Source organism: Nocardioides zeicaulis (genome assembly GCF_042432345.1).
Lineage (GTDB): Bacteria > Actinomycetota > Actinomycetes > Propionibacteriales > Nocardioidaceae > Nocardioides > Nocardioides zeicaulis.
Window position 1 is genome coordinate 1464425 of sequence record NZ_JBHLXH010000001.1, and the last position, 17326, is coordinate 1481750.

Sequence of the window (17326 nt, forward strand, 5' to 3'; positions counted from 1 at the left end):
CAGCACGACCCGGACCGACGTCCCCTCGCCCGGCGCGCTGACGGCCGAGACCTCGCCGCCGTGCGCCTCCACGATCGTGCGCACGATGCTGAGCCCCAGCCCGGTGCCCGGCACCTGGCGTCGTCGGGCGTTCTCGCCGCGGTAGAAGCGGCCGAACATCTCCTTGAGGTCGGCCTCCGCGACGCCCTCGCCGTCGTCGGCGACCGTGATCCGGACCTCGCGCTCGCCCTCCTCGACCGAGACCCGCACCCGGCCGTCCTGGCGCGCCCACGTGATCGCGTTGGCGAGCAGGTTGTCCAGCGCCTGGCGCAGCCGGAGCCCGTCGGCGACGACGACCAGGCTCTGGGGCAGGTCGGCCTCGAGGTCCACGCCCCTCCCCGCGGCCGCGACCTGGGCCGCCAGGAGCGCCTCGTCCACCACCCTGACCAGGTCGACGCTGTAGGGGTCGACCACCGGCGAGCCGGAGCCCACGCGGGCGGCGAAGAGCAGGTCGGCGACCAGGTGCGAGAGCCGCATCATGTTGCGGCGCACGGCGCCGACCTGCTGGCGCACGTCGTCGGTGACCGAGGGGCTGTCGTCGAGCAGCTCGAGGTAGGCCAGCGCCGACGTGAGCGGCGTGCGGAGCTCGTGGGAGACCGAGCTGACGAACTCGTCCTTGACCGCGGAGGCCCGGATCATGTCGGTGACGTCGTGGTAGGCCAGCACGGCGCCGGTGAAGGTGCCTTCGCGGTCGCGCACCGAGCGCGCCGAGACCGAGAGGGCGCGCCGGGTGGCCGGTTCCTCACCGATCCAGATCAGCAGGTCGTCGAACTCCTCCCCGTCCCCCTCCGTGGCACGCGCGCAGGGGAACTGCTCGAACGGCAGCTCCGCCTGCTGGTCGGCGTCGTACACGAACCCCTCCTGGCCCGCACGGCCGCCGTGCCCGTCGGGGAAGGCGATGTCGAGCAGCTCCTGCTGGCGCTGGTTCCACGCGCTGTAGGTACCGTCCGCGTCGACCAGGAGCAGCCCGACCGACACGCTTCCCAGGATCGCCTGGCCCTTGCTGATGAGCTCGTGGGTGGTCTGCTCGGCTGCGTCGAGGCGCTCGGCGAAGGCCTGGCGCTCGCTGAGGTCGGCGATCTGGGAGATGAAGTGGATCGGCGTCCCGTCCTCGTCGCGCAGCAGGGCGACGGAGAGGTCGCCGACGAGCACCGAGCCGTCCGCGCGCAGGTAGCGCTTGGTGATCCGGTAGGAGCTAATCTCCCCCGCGAGCGCCTGCTCGGCCAGGCGCGAGTCGGTCTCGAGGTCGTCGGGGTGGGTGATGTCGCGGTACGACATCGCCTCGAGGGTCTCGCAGTCGTAGCCGAGCATGTCGCACAGCGCGACGTTGGCGGACAGGAACTCCCCGTCGGGCGTGAGCAGCGCCATGCCGACGGGCGAGTGCTCCATCGTCAGGCGCCACAGCCCGTCGGCGACGGGCAGCCGCGTGCGCTGCGTCGGCATCACACACCCCCTTCGCACCCCGTGCGAGCCGGGGCCCCTCCCGCCACCGTAGGGACTCGGCCAGCCGTTGGCGAGAGGTCCCGACCTGCGGGACGCCAAATGTACGAACCAGGCGACGGCGGGCGGGCTCAGCGCGGCAGCAGCGCCTCGACCGTCGTGCCGGCCGAGGGGGTGCTGGTCACCGACACGGAACCGCCGTGGGCCTCGACGATCGTGCGCACGATCGAGAGGCCCAGCCCGGCGCCGGGGACCTGCCGTGCGTGGGTGTCGGCGCCGCGGAAGAACCAGTCGAAGACCTGGGGCAGCTCGTCGGGGTCGATCCCCGCGCCGGTGTCGGCGACGACCAGCGCGACGACGTCGCCGCGCTCCTCGAGCCGGACCCTCACCTGCGCGCCGTGGGCGAAGACGACGGCGTTGTTGAGCAGGTTGTCCACGACCTGGCGGACCCGCAGGCCGTCGACGCGTGCGACGAACCGCTCCGGGACGTCGGCGGTCACCGTCACGTCGTGCGCCGCGGCCTGGACCTCGCTGGCCGCCACCGCGTCGCGCACCACCATCGCGAGGTCGACCTCGTGCGCGTCGACGAGCGCGGAGCCCGACATGGCCTGGCTGGCCAGCAGCACGTCGGCGACCATGTGCGAGAGGCGCAGCACGTTGCGCAGCGCGACCTCCACCTGGCGACGGCGCTCGGGCGAGAGGTCGTCGGCCTCGTGGAGCATCTCCAGGTTGCCCAGGGCCGAGGTGAGCGGGGTGCGGAGCTCGTGCGACACCGACGCCACGAACTGGTCCTTCGCGCGGACCGCACGCATCATCTCGGTGACGTCCTGGAAGACCATCGCCGCCCCGGTGCGCCTGCCGTCGCCGTCGCGGACGTTGCGCGCCGAGATCACGAGCGCCCGGCGGGTGAGCGGGTCGCGCCCGGCCCAGACGAGCACGCTGTCGAGCTCCTCGCCCCGGGCCGCGCGCGAGGAGGGGATCTCGTCGGCCGGCAGCTGGTAGGTCTGGGTGGCGTCGTAGATGTAGCCCTGGCTGCCCACGCGGCCGGAGTGGCCGTCGGGGAAGGCGAGGTCGAAGAAGCGCTGCTGGGTGGCGTTGACGGAGTGGAAGCGGCCGTCGAGGTCGATCAGCGAGAGACCCACGGCGTCGGTGTCGAGGATCGCGCGCCGCCGCATCTGCTCCTCCACGACCTGGCGCTCGACCAGGCCGAGGCGCAGCTCGGTGTCCTGCTTCTCGCTGAGGTCGACGACCTGGGTCATGAAGTGGAGCGGCGTGCCGTCGTCGTCGCGGTGGAGCACCATCGACAGGTCGACCGGGACGATGGTCCCGTCGGGGCGGAGGTAGCGCTTGCGCGTGCGGTGCGCCGCGGTGCTGTCGGAGAGCAGCGCCTGGTGCAGCTGGACCCCGTCGAGGAGGTCGTCGGGATGGGTGATGTGGTGGAAGGAGAGCCCGACCAGGGCCTCCCGGTCGTAGCCCACCATCTGGCAGAAGGCGGGGTTCACCCGCAGGTAGCGGCCGTCGGGCGACATCAGGGCCATGCCGACCGGTGAGTGCTCCATCGTGAGCCGCCAGAGCTCGTGCTCCGCCGGCGTCAGCGTCGGCGCCAAATGCGTTCCCCCCGTCGTGCTCTGCCCGAGACGTGCCGGGCCACCGTACGACGGGTGCGCGAGCCGCGGGCGGGGATCGGCGGAACTCGGCGGAAGTCGCGCCGAAGTCATACGAAAGTCATGACCCACGCGCGCGGACGGCCCGCCCCGACGAGGTCGGGACGGGCCGTCCGGAGCGGTGCCGGGGCGCCGGCTCAGGCGCCGACGAGCACCTGCACCTCGGCCACCGAGCCCACGGCGGCCACCACTCGGGTGTCCACCGGGTCGGCCTTCGGTGCCAGGGTCCGCAGGGTCCACTCGCCGTCTCCGGCGAAGAAGCGGAAGTGACCGGTCGCCGAGGTGGGCACCTCGGCGGTGAACTCACCGCTGCGGTCGAGCAGCCGGACGTAGGCGTTGGACACGGGCTCGCCCGCCCCGCCGCGCAGCACCTGGCCCTGGATCACGGCCTCCTTGGCGACGTTGACGCCGTCGAGGGAGAGGCCTCCCTCGGTCGCGCCGCACATCAGGCCTCGCCCCGCTCGTCGCCGAGGGCGACCGGCACGCCGACGAGGGAGCCGTACTCGGTCCACGAGCCGTCGTAGTTCTTGACGTTGTCCTGGCCGAGGAGCTCCTTGAGCACGAACCAGGTGTGCGAGGAGCGCTCGCCGATGCGGCAGTAGGCGATGGTGTCCTTGTCCCAGTCGACGCCGGCCTCGGTGTAGATGGCCTTGAGCTCGTCGTCGGACTTGAAGGTGCCGTCGTCGTTGGCCGCCTTGCTCCACGGGACGCTGGCCGCGGTGGGGATGTGGCCGGCGCGCTGTGCCTGCTCCTGCGGGAGGTGGGCCGGGGCGAGGAGGCGACCGGCGTACTCGTCGGGGCTGCGCACGTCGACCAGGTTCTGCGTGCCGATGGCGGCGACGACCTCGTCGCGGAAGGCGCGGATCGAGGAGTCCTGCTCGGTCGCGGTGTACGACGTCGTTGCGCGCGTGGTGGGCTCGTCGGTCAGCTCGCGGGAGTCGAGCTCCCACTTCTTGCGGCCACCGTCGAGGAGCTTGACGTCCTGGTGGCCGTAGAGCTTGAAGTACCAGTACGCGTAGGCGGCGAACCAGTTGTTGTTGCCGCCGTAGAGCACCACCGTGTCGTCGTTGGACACCCCACGCTCGGACAGCAGCGCCTCGAACTGCTCCTTGTTGACGAAGTCACGGCGGACCTGGTCCTGGAGGTCGGTGGTCCAGTCGAGCTTGATCGCTCCCCGGATGTGGCCCTTGTCGTAGGCGGTCGTGTCCTCGTCGACCTCGACGAGGACGATGCCGTCGGTGTCGAGGTTGTCCTCGACCCACTGGGCGGTGACGAGCGAGTTCTCGCGGCTCATGGGTGTGTGCTCCTTGGTGGTGGTGAACAGTCGTGGTGGTGCGTCAGGCCGTGACGCGCGTGATCAGGAGGTACAGCTCGCAGCCGAGGCAGAAGGCGAAGACGGCGTTGAGCAGGGCGGCGACCAGGGCCAGCCCGACCGCCACCTGGCCCACGAGCGTCGCGCCGGCCAGCAGCGCGACCAGCCCGACGAGCGAGAAGCCGAGGCCGACGGCCTGGGCGAAGCGGGGCGGCTCGGGCGCCTCCCACTCCGACGGCGGGGCCAGCCGGGGCCGTACGACGGTGCGGAACAGCCACGCGTGCGGGGTGTGCTGGACGCCGCGCGCTGCGCCGAGCGCGAAGAGGCCCGCCTGCACCGCGAGCAGCGCCGTCGACCACGGGGCGGGCAGCAGCAGGACCGCCGCCAGGACGACCGCGGTGAGCGCGGCCGTCAGCTGCGGGCCGCGCGGGTCGATGGCGCCGCGCGGCGGCGTGAGGGTGCCGGGGCGCGGGGCAGTGGTGCTGGACATGTCTCTCCTGCGGACGGGTGGTCGGGCCGGGTCGGCTCGGGCTCACCCTCAGGTTAGTCCACAAAATCACTAGACTTGAAGCACCTGCAGGCGGCCCCTCAGGGCATTCGACACAGCGCCGACCGCACGCGGCAGTGGTCCACTGCGCGGCGGCGGGTGAGCATGGTCGAGGACATGCGGACGACTGTAGGCCGCACATACGCGGCGGCCCGTAAGGATCTCAACATGTGGTCCATACGTCCATCAAGTGAGATCAGACCTGCGCGAGCGCGGTCAGCACCTGGTCGCGGCTGGGCGCCCCCGACGCGCGGGTGACCTCGCGGCCGTCGGGGTCGAGCACCACGGTGGTCGGCGTGCGGAGGATGCCGAACTCGCGCGTCGCGTCGAGGTGGTGCTCGGCGTCGACCTCCACGTGCGCGACGCCGTCGACCAGGTCCGCGACCTCGCCGAGCACCCGGCGCGTGGCCCGGCAGGGCGCGCAGAACGCGCTGGAGAACTGGAGCAGGGTGGCGCGCTCGCCGAGCGACCCCCCGACGGTCGCGACCAGCGCCGCACCGGCGGGCGTCGCACCGGCCGCGTCGACCGGGGCCTGCGCCTCGGCTGCCTCCGTGCGGTGCACCGCGCGGGCTCCGCTGAAGCGACCGTCGGTCGACGCGCGCCAGAGCCCCAGCACGAGGGCGAGCGTGACGGCCGCGACGACGACCCAGGCTCCGGTGCTCACGCCGACGCAACACCCGGGGGGCCCACCCTGTTCCCGGCCCGGCGTCCCGGGTCAGCGCGCCTCGAGGCGCTCGACCTCGGCGCGGAGCCGGGCGTTCTCCTCCTCCAGCACCAGGACCGCCGCGATCCCGGCGAGGTTGAGCCCCGCCGCGAGCAGCTCGCGGATCCGGTGGAGCCGGTCGATGTCGTCGGGGCTGTAGAGGCGAGTGCCGCCGGGCGTGCGGTCGGGGTCGAGGAGCCCGCGTCGCTCGTAGACGCGCAGGTTCTGCACCTGCAGCGACGTCATCTCGGCCGCCACCGAGATCGCGAACACACCGACGTCGCGAGCCATCGCGCCTCCTGTCACGTCCGGGGTCGTACCGCCTTGATCTTGCCTGATCTCTGCGCTACAACAAACCTGTAACGAGCAATACAGATCGGGCGCCGGCGCCGAAGCGCCCCCACCCGCCCAGCCAGAACCAGGAGGAAGCCACCATGTTGATCCGCAACGCCGACCCGTTCCGCGAGCTCGACCGCATCACCCAGCAGCTCATGGGCACGACCAACCGGCCCGTCGCGATGCCGATGGACGCGTGGCGCGAGGGCGACCGGTTCGTCCTCGAGTTCGACCTGCCGGGCATCAGCCCCGAGTCCGTCGACCTCGACGTCGAGCGCAACGTGCTCACGATCCGCGCCGAGCGGGTCTCCGGCAACGGCGACTGGCAGATGCTCGCCAGCGAGCGGCCGCGCGGCGCCTTCAGCCGCCAGCTCGTGCTCGGCGACAACCTCGACCTCGAGCACATCGACGCGACCTACCGTGACGGCGTGCTGCGGCTCGTCGTCCCGGTCGCCGAGAAGGCGAAGCCGCGCAAGATCGAGGTGCGCAGCGACAACGACGCGCCTGCGGCGATCGGGTCCTGAGCGGACGTCGGGCCCAGGCACGCGGACGGGCCCCGGGGAGCAGGTGCTCCCCGGGGCCCGTCGTGCTGCTGGCGGAGGTCAGCGCTTGATCTTGACCTTCTCGACCAGGTCGCCGGAGCCGACCTTGCCCTTGCCCTTGATGCGGAAGACGAGCTGGTGCTTGCCCTTGCCGAGCGCCTTCTTCAGCGTCGCGACACCGGTGCCCTTCTTGACGACGCCCTTGCCGATCTTCTTCAGCTTGAGCTCGCCGTCGGCCTTCTCGCCCTTCACCTCGTAGACCACGACGGAGGCCTTGACCTTCTTCGCCTTGAGGGGCTTGGCCTTGAGGGTCATCGCGATGCGCTTGGCGGTGACCTTCACCTTCAGCTTCGGCTTGTAGCCGATCTTCGGGGTGGTGGCCGTGACGGCCTGGCCCTGGGCGAAGCCGGCGTCGTTGGTGACGCGGGCGGTCAGCTTCTTGCCGAGCATCGCCTTGGTGACCTTGAGGCTGTCGCCGGTGGCCACCACGGTGCTGCCGGCGAGCCACTCGTAGGTGAACTTCGAGCCGCCCTCGGTGTTCCAGCGGCCCTTGTCGACGCGGAGGGTCTTGCCGACCCAGGCGTCGCCCTCGACCTGCGGCCGCTCGAGCGCCTTGACGTCCTTGCTGAGCGCGGCCGAGATGCCCGTGGCCATCTGGCCGGGACGGACGGTGACCTTGGTCGCCTCGTCGAACGTGGCGTCCTTCCACCACTCGGTGACGTGGTTGTAGGCGCCGAACGAGACGGTGTAGTCGCCCGCCCAGACGTCGCGGGACTCGTAGGTGCCGTCGGCCTCCAGCTCGCCGTAGCCGGCCAGGTCGCCGTCGACGTCGCGGAACGACGCGTAGGGCGACTCCGGCACGCCGCCGGCCTCGCTGGTCACGGCACCGGAGATGCCACCGGCGACCGGCTGGAGGAAGTCCAGGGTGCGCGGGGCGGCGGTGATGGTGGTCGACGTCGCGTAGTCGAGCTTGTCGCCGGCCCAGATGGTGCGCCGGGCGAACTCGCCGTCCTCGCGACCGGCCTCGCCCACCACGCGGACCTTGAACTCGGTCTCGCCACCGACGCGGTCGAGGCCGTCGAAGTGGTACGCGCCGACCCGGTTGCTGTAGGTCTCGGCGACGACCGACGCGTCGCGCGGGTCGGCCGGGGTGGTCAGCACCTGCACCCGGTAGCCGACCCCGGCGCCACCGATCTCGTCGCGCACCGTGCCGCTGAGGTCGGTGCCGTTGGGCGTGGTGGCGGGCTTGACCGCCAGCGCGGCGTTGATGCCGGACACGGCCTGGCCGGGGGCGACGGTCACCGGCGTCGGGTCGACGGTCGTCGAGCTCAGGGGCACGTTGTCCCAGTACTCACCGACGTACTCGCCGATCGGGTCGGTGAAGCTCACCTCGCTGGTGCCGGTCTGCACGCCCTCGATGAGGTACTGCCCGCTGGCGTTGGTCCAGTCGCAGTAGCCGAGGTCGGCGCAGACGTAGGCGCGGTAGATCGGTGCACCGGCCTCGGTGGTCACCGTGCCGGAGATGCTGCCGCCGGCGCCGAGGGAGACGACGCCGAGGTCGGCCCCGGCAGCCGTCGGGGTGACCGCGTCGGCGGTCTCGAGCGTCGCCTTGTCGTTGAACCACTCGGCGGCGAGGAGGTCGTCGGTGCGCGGGTCGTAGCCCGAGAAGCGCACCTTGACCGAGGCCGCCTGCGTGCCCACGCGGAAGGATCCGTCGCGGTTGGCGTAGTCGCTGGCGACCTGGGTGCCCGTGGCGGCGTCGTACACCGCGACGTAGGCGCCGGGGACCGGGCGGCCGTCGGCCGTGCGGACGACGCCGAGCACGTTGGGCCGGCGGTCGATGGTCCAGGCCGGCAGGGTCTGCGCGGCGCCCGCCACGGTGACCACGTCGGCGGTGGCGAGGTCGGCCTTGTCCCGGTAGTACTCCGAGGCGAACTCCGACGACGCCGGGTCGAACTCGAGCTTGTAGGTGCCGTCCTCGACCGGGATGTCGAACGACCCGCCCGTGACGGCCTGCGTGGTGACGAACTGGCCGTCCGGGCCGAGGACGGTCACCTGTCCCTCGACGTAGTTGCCGGCGACGTCCACCAGGCTGCCACTGAGCATGACGGCCGCCTGGGCCGTCCCTGTCATCGCAAGGCTGCCGCCGACCATCCCGAAGATGGCCGAGGCAGCGAGTGCGCGTGCGCGCGTGCTTCTCATCGTGCTTCCTCTCACTGTGATCCTTGTGTCGGAACGCAGCCGAGGAGAATTCCCCCGTTAGGCAACCCCCGTCAGCCTGCGCGCGCAGCCTAGGGCATCGGGTGACCGTCGCCACAGGGGTGCGCGCGGGCGGGTCGGCTCAGCCGCCGGCGAAGGGCGGCAGCAGCTCGACCACCGCGCCGGGCTCCACGACGACGGTGGCCGGGTCCTGCGAGCGCACCGGCTGGTCGCCGACGAGCACCGAGCAGACCGCCACGGTGCGCGCCATCCGGTCGTCGCCGTGGCGCTCCAGCACGCGCCCGACCAGGTCGGCGAGGGTCGTGCCGCCGTCGACCTCGAAGGTGTCCTCGGCCGTGCCCGCCGCGGCGCGCGCACCAGCCCAGTAGCGGACGGTCACCGTCTCACGTCCCTGATCGGGCCCGGTCGTGGCATCCATGCGGGATATCCTTCCTCATCCCCGGCGGACGAGGAGGACCACCATGAGCACACTGCTGCTGCTCACCGGTGCCCTGCAGCCCTCGGCCGAGGTGCTCCCCGGCCTGGCGCTGCTCGCCCACACGGTGAGGATCCTCCCCGCGCAGGGCAGCGCGCTGCTCGACGCGCCCGACGCCGACCTGGTCCTGGTCGACGGTCGCCAGGACCTCGCCGCGGCCCGCGACCTGTGCCGCCTGATCCGTACGACCGGGGCCGACGCACCCGTGCTGCTCGTGGTCACCGAGGGCGGGCTGGCCGTCGTCGCCCACGACTGGGGCATGGACGACGTCGTGCTCCACACGTGCGGGCCCGCCGAGCTCGACGCCCGGATCAGGCTCGCGATCGGCCGGGCCACGGCCGCCGCGGCCGAGGACCCGTCGGCCCACGTCATCCACCGCGGCGAGGTCGTCGTCGACGACGCCACCTATACCGCCCGGATCGGCGGGCGCGCCCTCGACCTCACCTACAAGGAGTTCGAGCTCCTGAAGTACCTCGCCCAGCACCCGGGCCGCGTGTTCAGCCGCGAGCAGCTCCTGCAGGAGGTGTGGGGCTACGACTACTTCGGCGGCACCCGCACCGTCGACGTCCACGTGCGTCGGCTGCGCGCCAAGCTCGGCCCCGAGCACGAGCACCACATCGGCACCGTCCGCAACGTGGGCTACCGGTTCGTCCTGCCCACCCGGGAGAAGGACGCCGAGCACGAGGGCGCCGGCCGCACCAGCGACGCCCGACGCCAGGGCTGACACCGCCGGAGGCCCGGCGCCCCGTCAGACCGAGGTGAGGGCCGGGTACGACCCGGGGTCGGCGACGTCCCCGTCGTCGTCGGCCGCGCCTGCGGGGCGCCAGCTGCGCGGCACGTCCTCGGTCTCGAGGACGCCGAGCAGCCACTCCGCGTGACCGGGGTCGCCCGGGACGCCGACGACCAGCGGCAGCAGGTCGACCTCCGTGCCGGCGTCGTCGACGACGACGTCCGCGCGGTCCCAGCGCAGCACGTGGGTGGCGTGACCGGCCTCGACGAGGGCGGTGCGCACCAGCAGCACGAGGCACTGCTCGAGCAGCTCGGGGACCTCGTCGGGATCGGGGGACGTGCCGGTCAGCGCGGTCAGCAGCTCGTCGCCGCGGCCGTCGGCGACCAGGTGCATGATCGCGGCGAGGTCCGCGGGTCCGCCGACGACGTCGTCGGCCGCCGCCACCAGGCGTGCCGCACCGGCCCGGTCGCGCGCCTGGTTGCCCTGCGGCACCACGCGCTCCCACGGGACCCGGGTCAGCTCCCGCTCGCGGGCGTCGTGCTGCTCCACGGCCTCGACGGAGGCCGGCGGGTCGGCCAGCACCAGCAGGGCGGGCTCGTGGTCGTCGAGCGTGGCGTCGTCCAGGACGCCCGGCAGCGGCGAGGCGTGCAGGCGCTCGATGCGGTCGGAGATGGGCGGGTGCGTGGCGGAGCGCCTCCGGGCTTCCTCCTCGACGAGCAGGTCGACGTCGACGAGCACGCGCACGGGCTCGGACAGGAAGGCGGCGTAGCCGGCGTGCAGCCCGGCCGGGGCCAGGCCGAGGTCCTCCCCGACCGAGGCGTAGTCGGCGGCGAAGGTCGACCAGGTCGCGCCCGTCGTCCGCACCGCGCGCAGCGCGGACACCCCGACCTCCGAGCCGCTGAGGGCGGCGGCCCAGGCGTCCGCCTCCAGCTCCTGGCGCCGCCACGCCGCTGCGGCCAGCCGGGCGTGGACGCCGGCCTGGGCGCTCACGAGCCAGCGCAACGGGTGCCGGGCCTCGAGACCGGCGGCGACGTCCTGCAGCGACACCAGGGCCCGGCGGGTCAGCGCCGAGGCCGGTGGGTGCCGCTCGCTCAGGTGGCCGAGCTCGTGGGCCAGCACGAACCACAGCTCGGCGCGGGTGAGGGCCTGCAGCACCGGGACCCCGATGCCGAGCACCTGGGTGCCCGGCTGGCGCGAGCCGAGGCTGCGGTCCTCGACGAGCCTCACCGTGGCGCCGGTCGTGAGCCGGACCTCGTCGGGACGGCGGGCGCCGGCCGCCTCGGCGGCCCGGTCGACGATCGCCCAGAGGTCCTTCTCGGCACCTCGGGTGAGCAGCACGCCGTCGGGGTGGGCGGGTCGGGCGGTCAGTACCCTCCCGACCGTGATCGCGAGGAGGGCCCCGGCGAGCACCAGCACGGCGACCGCAGCCATCCCCGGCACGCTGCCCGGGCCCACCAGACGCACGACGGCCACCGTGGTCGCGACGAGGACGAGCACGGCGAGCGAGGGGATGCCGACGAGCACGGCCACGGCCGCGGCCGTGCGCATGCGTACGAGCATCCGTGCTCCTTCCTCCGGGGCAATGGTGCCTGCTGCGACGCCGGCGCGTGGGTGGTTCGCCGGAACCGTGGCGGACGTCTCGTCCTCCCCGGGCTCGCTAGGGTCGGGGCGTGGACCAGGTGATCGCGATCGCGGACGAGTCGGCGGCTGCCGACGGCACCGACCCCCTCGACGAGGCGACCCGCATGGCGCTCGCGGACGGCGAGGCCAGCGTGCTGGTCCAGGACGACGCGTTCGCCCTCCTCCACGACGGCGACCTGTCGCTGGTCGTGCGCCCCGGCGCGCGCGGGCGCGGCACGGGCGGTGCGCTGCTCGCCCGCGCCACGACGTCGTACGACGGGGCGCTCACCGCCTGGTCGCACGGTGACCACCCGGCCGCCGCCCGACTCGCGGCGCGCGAGGGCTGGGAGCGCGTGCGCGACCTGTGGGTGATGCGCCGCGACGCCTCGCTCCCCCTGCCGCCGCTCGTGGTGCCCGACGGCGTCACCGTGCGGGGCTACCGCGCCGACGACGCCGCCGACGTGGTCGCGGTCAACGCCGCGGCGTTCGCCCACCACCCCGAGCAGGGCTCGATGGACCTCGACAACCTCGCCCGCCGGATGGCCGAGCCGTGGTTCGACCCCACCGGGCTGCTCGTCGCCGAGGACGACAGCGGCCTCCTCGGCTTCCACTGGACCAAGCAGCACGACGCCACGCTCGGCGAGGTCTACGTCGTGGGCGTCGCCCCCCGGGCGCAGGGGCGCGGGCTCGGGAAGGTGCTGACCCTCGCGGGCCTGCACCACCTCCACGGCCTCGGGGTCGCGCAGGTCCTGCTCTACGTCGAGGCCGACAACGCCCCGGCCGTCGCCGTCTACTCCCGGCTGGGGTTCACCCACGCCGCCAGCGACACGCACGTCCAGTACGCCCGCCGCCCCTGACCGCCCCTTGGTATCTAGGGACGTTCTGGTGGGTGAAACGGGCCCTCGACCCACCAGAACGTCCCTAGACACCACCGGGGGCGGGGCGCCTCGCGGGTTGAGGTGCGAGCGCAGCGAGCCTCGCTGGTCGAGGTGCGAGCGCAGCGAGCCTCGAAACCAGCCCTCAGGGACCGCGAGCCTCAGCGGAGCTTGGGGCGCACGTGCAGGCCGACCTCGGGGTCGACCAGGACCTCCTGCGAGGCCGGCATCCCGTCGACGTCGAGGGCGGCGTCGACCGGGACGCTGCGCTTGAGCAGCCCGAGCGCGATCGGGCCGAGCTCGTGGTGGCGGGCGCTGGAGCCGACGAACCCGACCTCGCGGCCCTCGTACGTCAGCGGCGAGCCCGCCGCGGGCAGCCGGTTCTCCGAGCCGTCGAGGTGCAGCAGCACCAGCCGGCGCGGCGGCCGGCCCAGCGTGTGCACCCGCGCCACCGTCTCCTGGCCGCGGTAGCACCCCTTGTCGAGGTGCACGGCCGGTCCGATCCAGCCGACCTCGTTGGGGATCGTGCGGTGGTCGGTGTCGAGGCCGAGCCGGGGCTCGCCGCGCTCGATGCGCAGCGCCTCGAAGGCCCACAGCCCGCACGCCGGCCCCGCGGCCTCGGCGTAGGCCTCCAGCCGGTCGCGGGGCACGAGGTCGTAGCGGCCCGGGCCCCCTGACGGCCCGTCCCCCGGACGCCACATCACGGCGAGGTCGTCGACCAGCGACACCTCGACGCGGGTCATGAACTTCATCCGCTCCAGCCACTCGACCAGCGCGGCCCCGGCGCCGGGCTCGGTGTGGGCGGTGAACGACTCTCCGTCGCCGACGCCGGCGAACGCGTGCTCGACGTGGCCCTGCGGGCTCAGCACCAGCGCCTGGGTCCAGGTGCCGGGCGCCAGCCCGTCGAAGTACTGGGTGGTGAGGTTGTGCAGCCACGTCAACCGCTCCGGCCCGGAGATGCGCAGCACGTCGCGGTGGGAGAGGTCGACGAAGCCGTCGCCGCGCGCGAGCGTGCGCTGCTCGGTGTTGAACGAGCCGTAGTGGGCGGCCACCGGGGCGTCGATGCCGTCGCCGGCGACGGCGCCGGGCAGGGACAGGAGGGGGCTGGCCATGTCCTCGAGTCTAGGTGGCGTCCCTACGTCGCCGACCCGACGTCCTTCGCCGCGCAGTCGCCGCAGACCCCGAAGATCGCCAGGTGGCCGACGTCGACGGCGAACCCGTCGGCCGCGAGCCGCTCGACGACCGGGGCCACCACCTCGGGCTCGTACGACGTCACGGCGCGGCAGCGGCGGCAGACCGCGTGGACGTGCTCGTGCTCGCGGTTCGAGTGGTAGGTCGGGGCCCGGTCGCTGAGGTGGGTGTGGCGGACCAGCCCGAGCTCCTCGAGCACCTCGAGCGTGCGGTAGACGGTGGAGGCGTTGACCGAGCTGACCTGGCTGCGCACCTGCGCGAGGACCTCGTCGGGCGTGGCGTGACCGAGGTCCTCGACGGCGCGCAGGATCAGCTCGCGCTGCGGGGTCAGCCGCAGCCCCTGCTCCCGCAGGCGGGCGGCGAGGTCGTCACTCATCGGCGCTCCCACCGTCGCTCCGGGCGGTCAGGCCCGCTGGAGCCGCGCCCACGTGTGGGGCTGCAGCTCCTGGCCGACGCCGGCCATGTCGTAGGCGTAGAGGAGGTCGCCCTCGACGTTGCCGTACATCCGGGAGCCGGCCGTGACCTCCTTGGCGGTCTCGGTGAAGGAGACGCCGGCGGTGTGCATCTCGACCTTGCCGCCCTCGGCCGCGCCGTACCAGATCTCGGCGAACCCGGTGTTGTGGGCGAGGAGGAACTCCACCTTGCCGGGCTCGGGGCAGCGGAGGAAGCCGCTCTCCATGGCCGCGTCGCGCACGATCTCGCCCTCCTCGTCGACGATCCACGAGCGCGACATGTAGTGGAAGAACGGCCGGCCGTCGTGGGTGAAGATCAGCTCCTGGCCGAACTGGAACTTCTCGATCGTCGGGTAGTCGCCGTGGCCGTTGCCGCGCCAGGTGCCGAGCAGCCAGGCGACGGGGCCGCAGTTGGGGTGCAGGTTGTCGGGCAGCTCGAAGGGCATGGGCCCACTCTAGTGTTGGGCCATGGCTCGCTCACTGGTCGTCAAGGTCACCTGCGGCGCCGAGGACGCCGAGCGCTGCAACCAGGCGTTCACCGTCGCTGCCGCGGCGGCCGCCTCCGGCGCAGAGGTCTCGCTGTGGCTGACCGGCGAGGCCGCGTGGTTCGGCGTGCCCGGCCGTGCCGAGGCCTTCGACCTGCCCCTGGCCACCCCGCTCGACCAGCTGCTGGAGGTCGTCACCGGGGCCGGGAGGGTGACGGTGTGCTCGCAGTGCGCCGCGCGTCGCGCGATCGGCGAGGACGACCTGCGCGACGGCGTACGCATCGCGGGTGCGGCCGTGTTCGCCGAGCAGGTGCTGGGCGACGGGGTGCAGGCGCTCGTCTACTGACCGACGACGTCCCGCGGGTCTCGTGGGACGACACCTGCCGTTCACCCGACGGTGCCAGACTTGGTCCATGAACGACCCCGCCACCCTGACCAGCGCCACCTCGCCGTCGGTGGACGAGGGCCCGGTGGCCGAACCCTTCGGGCACCCGAGCGAGACCTTCGACGTCGAGCCGCCCTACGCGCCGGACGCCGAGGAGATCGCGGCGGTCGAGAAGTTCGAGGACCGGTTCATCGACCGCGAGATCTCCTGGCTGCGGTTCAACCAGCGCGTGCTCGAGCTCGCCGAGGACGAGGAGCTGCCGCTGCTGGAGCGGGCCCGCTTCCTCGCGATCTTCGCCAGCAACCTCGACGAGTTCTTCATGGTGCGCGTCGCCGGCCTCAAGCGCCGGATCGACGCCGGCGTGGCCCAGCGCGCGGCCAGCGGGATGATGCCGCGCGAGCAGCTCGAGGTGCTGTGGAACGCGTGCCGCGAGCTGATGGTGCGGCACGCCGCGGCGCTCGTCGGCCTCCTGCCCGAGCTCGGCGGCCAGGGCATCGAGATCGTCCGCTGGGCCGACCTCGACCGCGAGGAGCAGAAGACCTGCAAGAAGCTCTTCAAGGACCGCATCTTCCCGGTCCTCACCCCGCTCGCGGTCGACCCGGCCCACCCGTTCCCCTACATCTCCGGCCTCTCGCTCAACCTGGCGGTCGTCGTGCGGCACCCCAAGACCGGCACCGAGCACTTCGCCCGGGTCAAGGTGCCCCCGACGTTCGGCCGCTTCGTCGGCCTCGGCAACCAGCGCTTCGTGCCGATCGAGGACGTCATCGGCGAGCACCTGAAGAAGCTGTTCCCCGGCATGGAGGTGCTCGGCGCGCACACCTTCCGGGTCACCCGCAACGAGGACCTCGAGGTCGAGGAGGACGACGCGGAGAACCTCCTCAAGGCGCTGGAGAAGGAGCTGCTCCGGCGCCGCTTCGGCGCCCCGGTGCGCCTCGAGGTCGAGGAGACGATCGACCCCAAGGTGCTCGAGCTGCTGGTCTCCGAGCTCGGGGTGGGCCGCGACGAGGTGGTCTCCCTCCCGGGCCCGCTCGACCTGACCGGTCTGCACTCGATCGCCGACCTCCCCCGCGACGACCTCAAGTACGCCGCGTTCCTCCCCTCGACCCACCCCAGCCTCGCCGAGGTCGAGTCGGCCTCCCCCGTCGACGTGTTCGACTCGGTGGCGCGCCACGACGTGCTCCTGCACCACCCCTACGACTCCTTCGCCACCTCGGTGCAGCGCTTCCTCGAGCAGGCGGCCGCCGACCCGCACGTGCTGGCGATCAAGCAGACCCTCTACCGCACCTCCGGCGACAGCCCGATCATCGAGGCGCTCATCGACGCAGCCCAGGCCGGCAAGCAGGTGCTGGTCATCGTCGAGATCAAGGCGCGCTTCGACGAGCAGGCCAACATCCGCTGGGCCCGCAAGCTGGAGCACGCCGGCTGCCACGTCGTCTACGGCCTGGTGGGGCTCAAGACCCACTGCAAGCTCTCGATGGTGGTGCGCGACGAGCCCGAGGGCATCCGGCGCTACGTCCACCTCGGCACCGGCAACTACAACCCCAAGACCGCCCGGCTCTACGAGGACCTCGGCCTGCTGACCTCCGACCCGGAGATCGGCGAGGACGTGGCGCTGCTGTTCAACAACCTGTCCGGGATCAGCCGCAACACCACCTACGACCACCTGCTGGTCGCGCCCGACAGCGTCCGCGACGGCTTGGTCGCCCAGATCCACCAGGAGATCGCCCACCACCAGGCCGGGCGGCGGGCCGGGATCCGGATCAAGGCCAACTCGGTCGTCGACGAGGCCGTCATCGACGCCCTCTACCTCGCCTCGCAGGCCGGCGTCCGCGTCGAGCTCCTCGTCCGCGGCATCTGCGCGCTCCGCCCGGGCGTGCCGGGGCTGTCGGAGACCATCCGGGTGCGTTCGGTGCTCGGCCGCTTCCTCGAGCACAGCCGGGTCTTCTGGTTCGACAACGACGGCGACCCGGCGGCGTGGATCGGCTCGGCCGACCTGATGCACCGCAACCTCGACCGGCGCGTGGAGGTGCTGGTGCGGCTGCGCGACCCGCTGGTCGTGGAGTCCGTCGCCGGGCTGCTCGACCTCGCCCTCGACGAGGACACCAGCGCGTGGGAGCTCGGCGCCGACGGCGAGTGGCACCAGCACCGCGGCGTACGCCACCTCCACGACGAGCTCATCGCGCAGCAGCGCCACCGCCGGCGCTGACCCGTCCGCGCCGCCACCTCGGCCAGACCACCTGACGGGAAGTGGCTGACGGTTGCGCCCGCGAGCGGATCACCCCCTAGCATGATGCCGGTTCATCCGCCCCC

18 protein-coding genes are annotated in these 17326 nt (G+C 72.8%); 5 read left to right on the plus strand and 13 right to left on the minus strand.

What is annotated here, in order from left to right; genetic code table 11:
- The 7 genes from ACFFJG_RS07235 to ACFFJG_RS07265 all read right to left on the minus strand — a co-directional run.
- Positions 1-1482, minus strand: a 1482-nt coding sequence (locus ACFFJG_RS07235) for a sensor histidine kinase (protein ID WP_378517927.1), incomplete at its 3' end; no start/stop codon positions are given.
- Between the two features lie 128 nt (positions 1483-1610).
- The gene (locus ACFFJG_RS07240; protein ID WP_378517928.1) at positions 1611-3197 is read right to left on the minus strand and encodes a sensor histidine kinase; all 1587 of its coding nucleotides are present in this window, start codon (positions 3195-3197) and stop codon (positions 1611-1613) included.
- Positions 3198-3280: 83 nt separating this feature from the next.
- Entirely contained in the window at positions 3281-3589 is a 309-nt protein-coding gene (locus ACFFJG_RS07245) for a DUF1416 domain-containing protein (RefSeq protein ID WP_378517929.1), read from the minus strand.
- On the minus strand, positions 3589-4437 hold the full coding sequence (locus tag ACFFJG_RS07250) for a sulfurtransferase (RefSeq protein ID WP_378517930.1): 849 nt from the start codon (positions 4435-4437) through the stop codon (positions 3589-3591). Before ACFFJG_RS07250 ends, ACFFJG_RS07245 begins: the two co-directional genes overlap by 1 nt.
- 43 nt (positions 4438-4480) lie before the next feature.
- Positions 4481-4945 (minus strand): DUF4395 domain-containing protein, encoded by a 465-nt coding sequence (locus ACFFJG_RS07255; RefSeq protein WP_378517931.1) that lies wholly within the window; start codon positions 4943-4945, stop codon positions 4481-4483.
- A 253-nt stretch (positions 4946-5198) separates the two neighbouring features.
- Positions 5199-5666: a TlpA family protein disulfide reductase gene (locus ACFFJG_RS07260; protein WP_378517932.1), complete on the minus strand. Its 468-nt coding sequence runs from the start codon at positions 5664-5666 to the stop codon at positions 5199-5201.
- A 51-nt stretch (positions 5667-5717) separates the two neighbouring features.
- Positions 5718-5996, minus strand: coding sequence for a MerR family transcriptional regulator (locus ACFFJG_RS07265; RefSeq protein WP_378517933.1), 279 nt, complete (start codon positions 5994-5996; stop codon positions 5718-5720).
- Between the two features lie 143 nt (positions 5997-6139).
- On the opposite strand from ACFFJG_RS07265, the gene ACFFJG_RS07270 reads away from it, so the two are divergent.
- Entirely contained in the window at positions 6140-6565 is a 426-nt protein-coding gene (locus tag ACFFJG_RS07270; RefSeq protein ID WP_378517934.1) for an Hsp20/alpha crystallin family protein, read from the plus strand.
- A gap of 78 nt (positions 6566-6643) precedes the next feature.
- Here ACFFJG_RS07270 and ACFFJG_RS07275 read toward each other — a convergent pair whose 3' ends face one another.
- Together ACFFJG_RS07275 and ACFFJG_RS07280 are read right to left on the minus strand one after the other, a co-directional pair.
- On the minus strand, positions 6644-8689 hold the full coding sequence (locus ACFFJG_RS07275) for a carboxypeptidase regulatory-like domain-containing protein (RefSeq protein ID WP_378517935.1): 2046 nt from the start codon (positions 8687-8689) through the stop codon (positions 6644-6646).
- Between the two features lie 235 nt (positions 8690-8924).
- Positions 8925-9221, minus strand: coding sequence for a MoaD/ThiS family protein (locus tag ACFFJG_RS07280; protein WP_378517936.1), 297 nt, complete (start codon positions 9219-9221; stop codon positions 8925-8927).
- Positions 9222-9264: 43 nt separating this feature from the next.
- Between ACFFJG_RS07280 and ACFFJG_RS07285 the strand changes: the two genes are divergently transcribed.
- Positions 9265-10002, plus strand: coding sequence for a winged helix-turn-helix transcriptional regulator (locus ACFFJG_RS07285; protein WP_378517937.1), 738 nt, complete (start codon positions 9265-9267; stop codon positions 10000-10002).
- 24 nt (positions 10003-10026) lie between these two features.
- Here the strand turns inward: ACFFJG_RS07285 and ACFFJG_RS07290 are convergent, their stop codons facing one another.
- Positions 10027-11568: a M48 family metallopeptidase gene (locus tag ACFFJG_RS07290; RefSeq protein ID WP_378517938.1), complete on the minus strand. Its 1542-nt coding sequence runs from the start codon at positions 11566-11568 to the stop codon at positions 10027-10029.
- Between the two features lie 110 nt (positions 11569-11678).
- Here ACFFJG_RS07290 and mshD point away from each other — a divergent pair, with 110 nt between their 5' ends.
- The gene (gene mshD / locus ACFFJG_RS07295) at positions 11679-12485 is read left to right on the plus strand and encodes a mycothiol synthase (protein ID WP_378517939.1); all 807 of its coding nucleotides are present in this window, start codon (positions 11679-11681) and stop codon (positions 12483-12485) included.
- Between the two features lie 179 nt (positions 12486-12664).
- Here the strand turns inward: mshD and ygfZ are convergent, their stop codons facing one another.
- From ygfZ to ACFFJG_RS07310, 3 genes are read right to left on the minus strand one after another with little or no spacing between them, the layout of a single operon-like run.
- Positions 12665-13615 carry a CAF17-like 4Fe-4S cluster assembly/insertion protein YgfZ gene (gene ygfZ / locus ACFFJG_RS07300; RefSeq protein WP_378517940.1) on the minus strand — a complete coding sequence of 317 codons (951 nt, stop codon included), beginning with the start codon at positions 13613-13615 and terminating at the stop codon, positions 12665-12667.
- Positions 13616-13638: 23 nt separating this feature from the next.
- Entirely contained in the window at positions 13639-14070 is a 432-nt protein-coding gene (locus ACFFJG_RS07305; RefSeq protein WP_378517941.1) for a Fur family transcriptional regulator, read from the minus strand.
- 27 nt (positions 14071-14097) lie between these two features.
- Positions 14098-14592, minus strand: coding sequence for a heme-binding beta-barrel domain-containing protein (locus ACFFJG_RS07310; RefSeq protein ID WP_378517942.1), 495 nt, complete (start codon positions 14590-14592; stop codon positions 14098-14100).
- A gap of 22 nt (positions 14593-14614) precedes the next feature.
- On the opposite strand from ACFFJG_RS07310, the gene ACFFJG_RS07315 reads away from it, so the two are divergent.
- Together ACFFJG_RS07315 and ACFFJG_RS07320 are read left to right on the plus strand one after the other, a co-directional pair.
- Positions 14615-14977, plus strand: a complete 363-nt coding sequence (locus ACFFJG_RS07315) for a DsrE family protein (protein WP_378517943.1) — start codon at positions 14615-14617, stop codon at positions 14975-14977.
- 67 nt (positions 14978-15044) lie between these two features.
- The gene (locus ACFFJG_RS07320; protein WP_378517944.1) at positions 15045-17222 is read left to right on the plus strand and encodes an RNA degradosome polyphosphate kinase; all 2178 of its coding nucleotides are present in this window, start codon (positions 15045-15047) and stop codon (positions 17220-17222) included.
- The last annotated feature ends 104 nt before the right edge of the window (positions 17223-17326 follow it).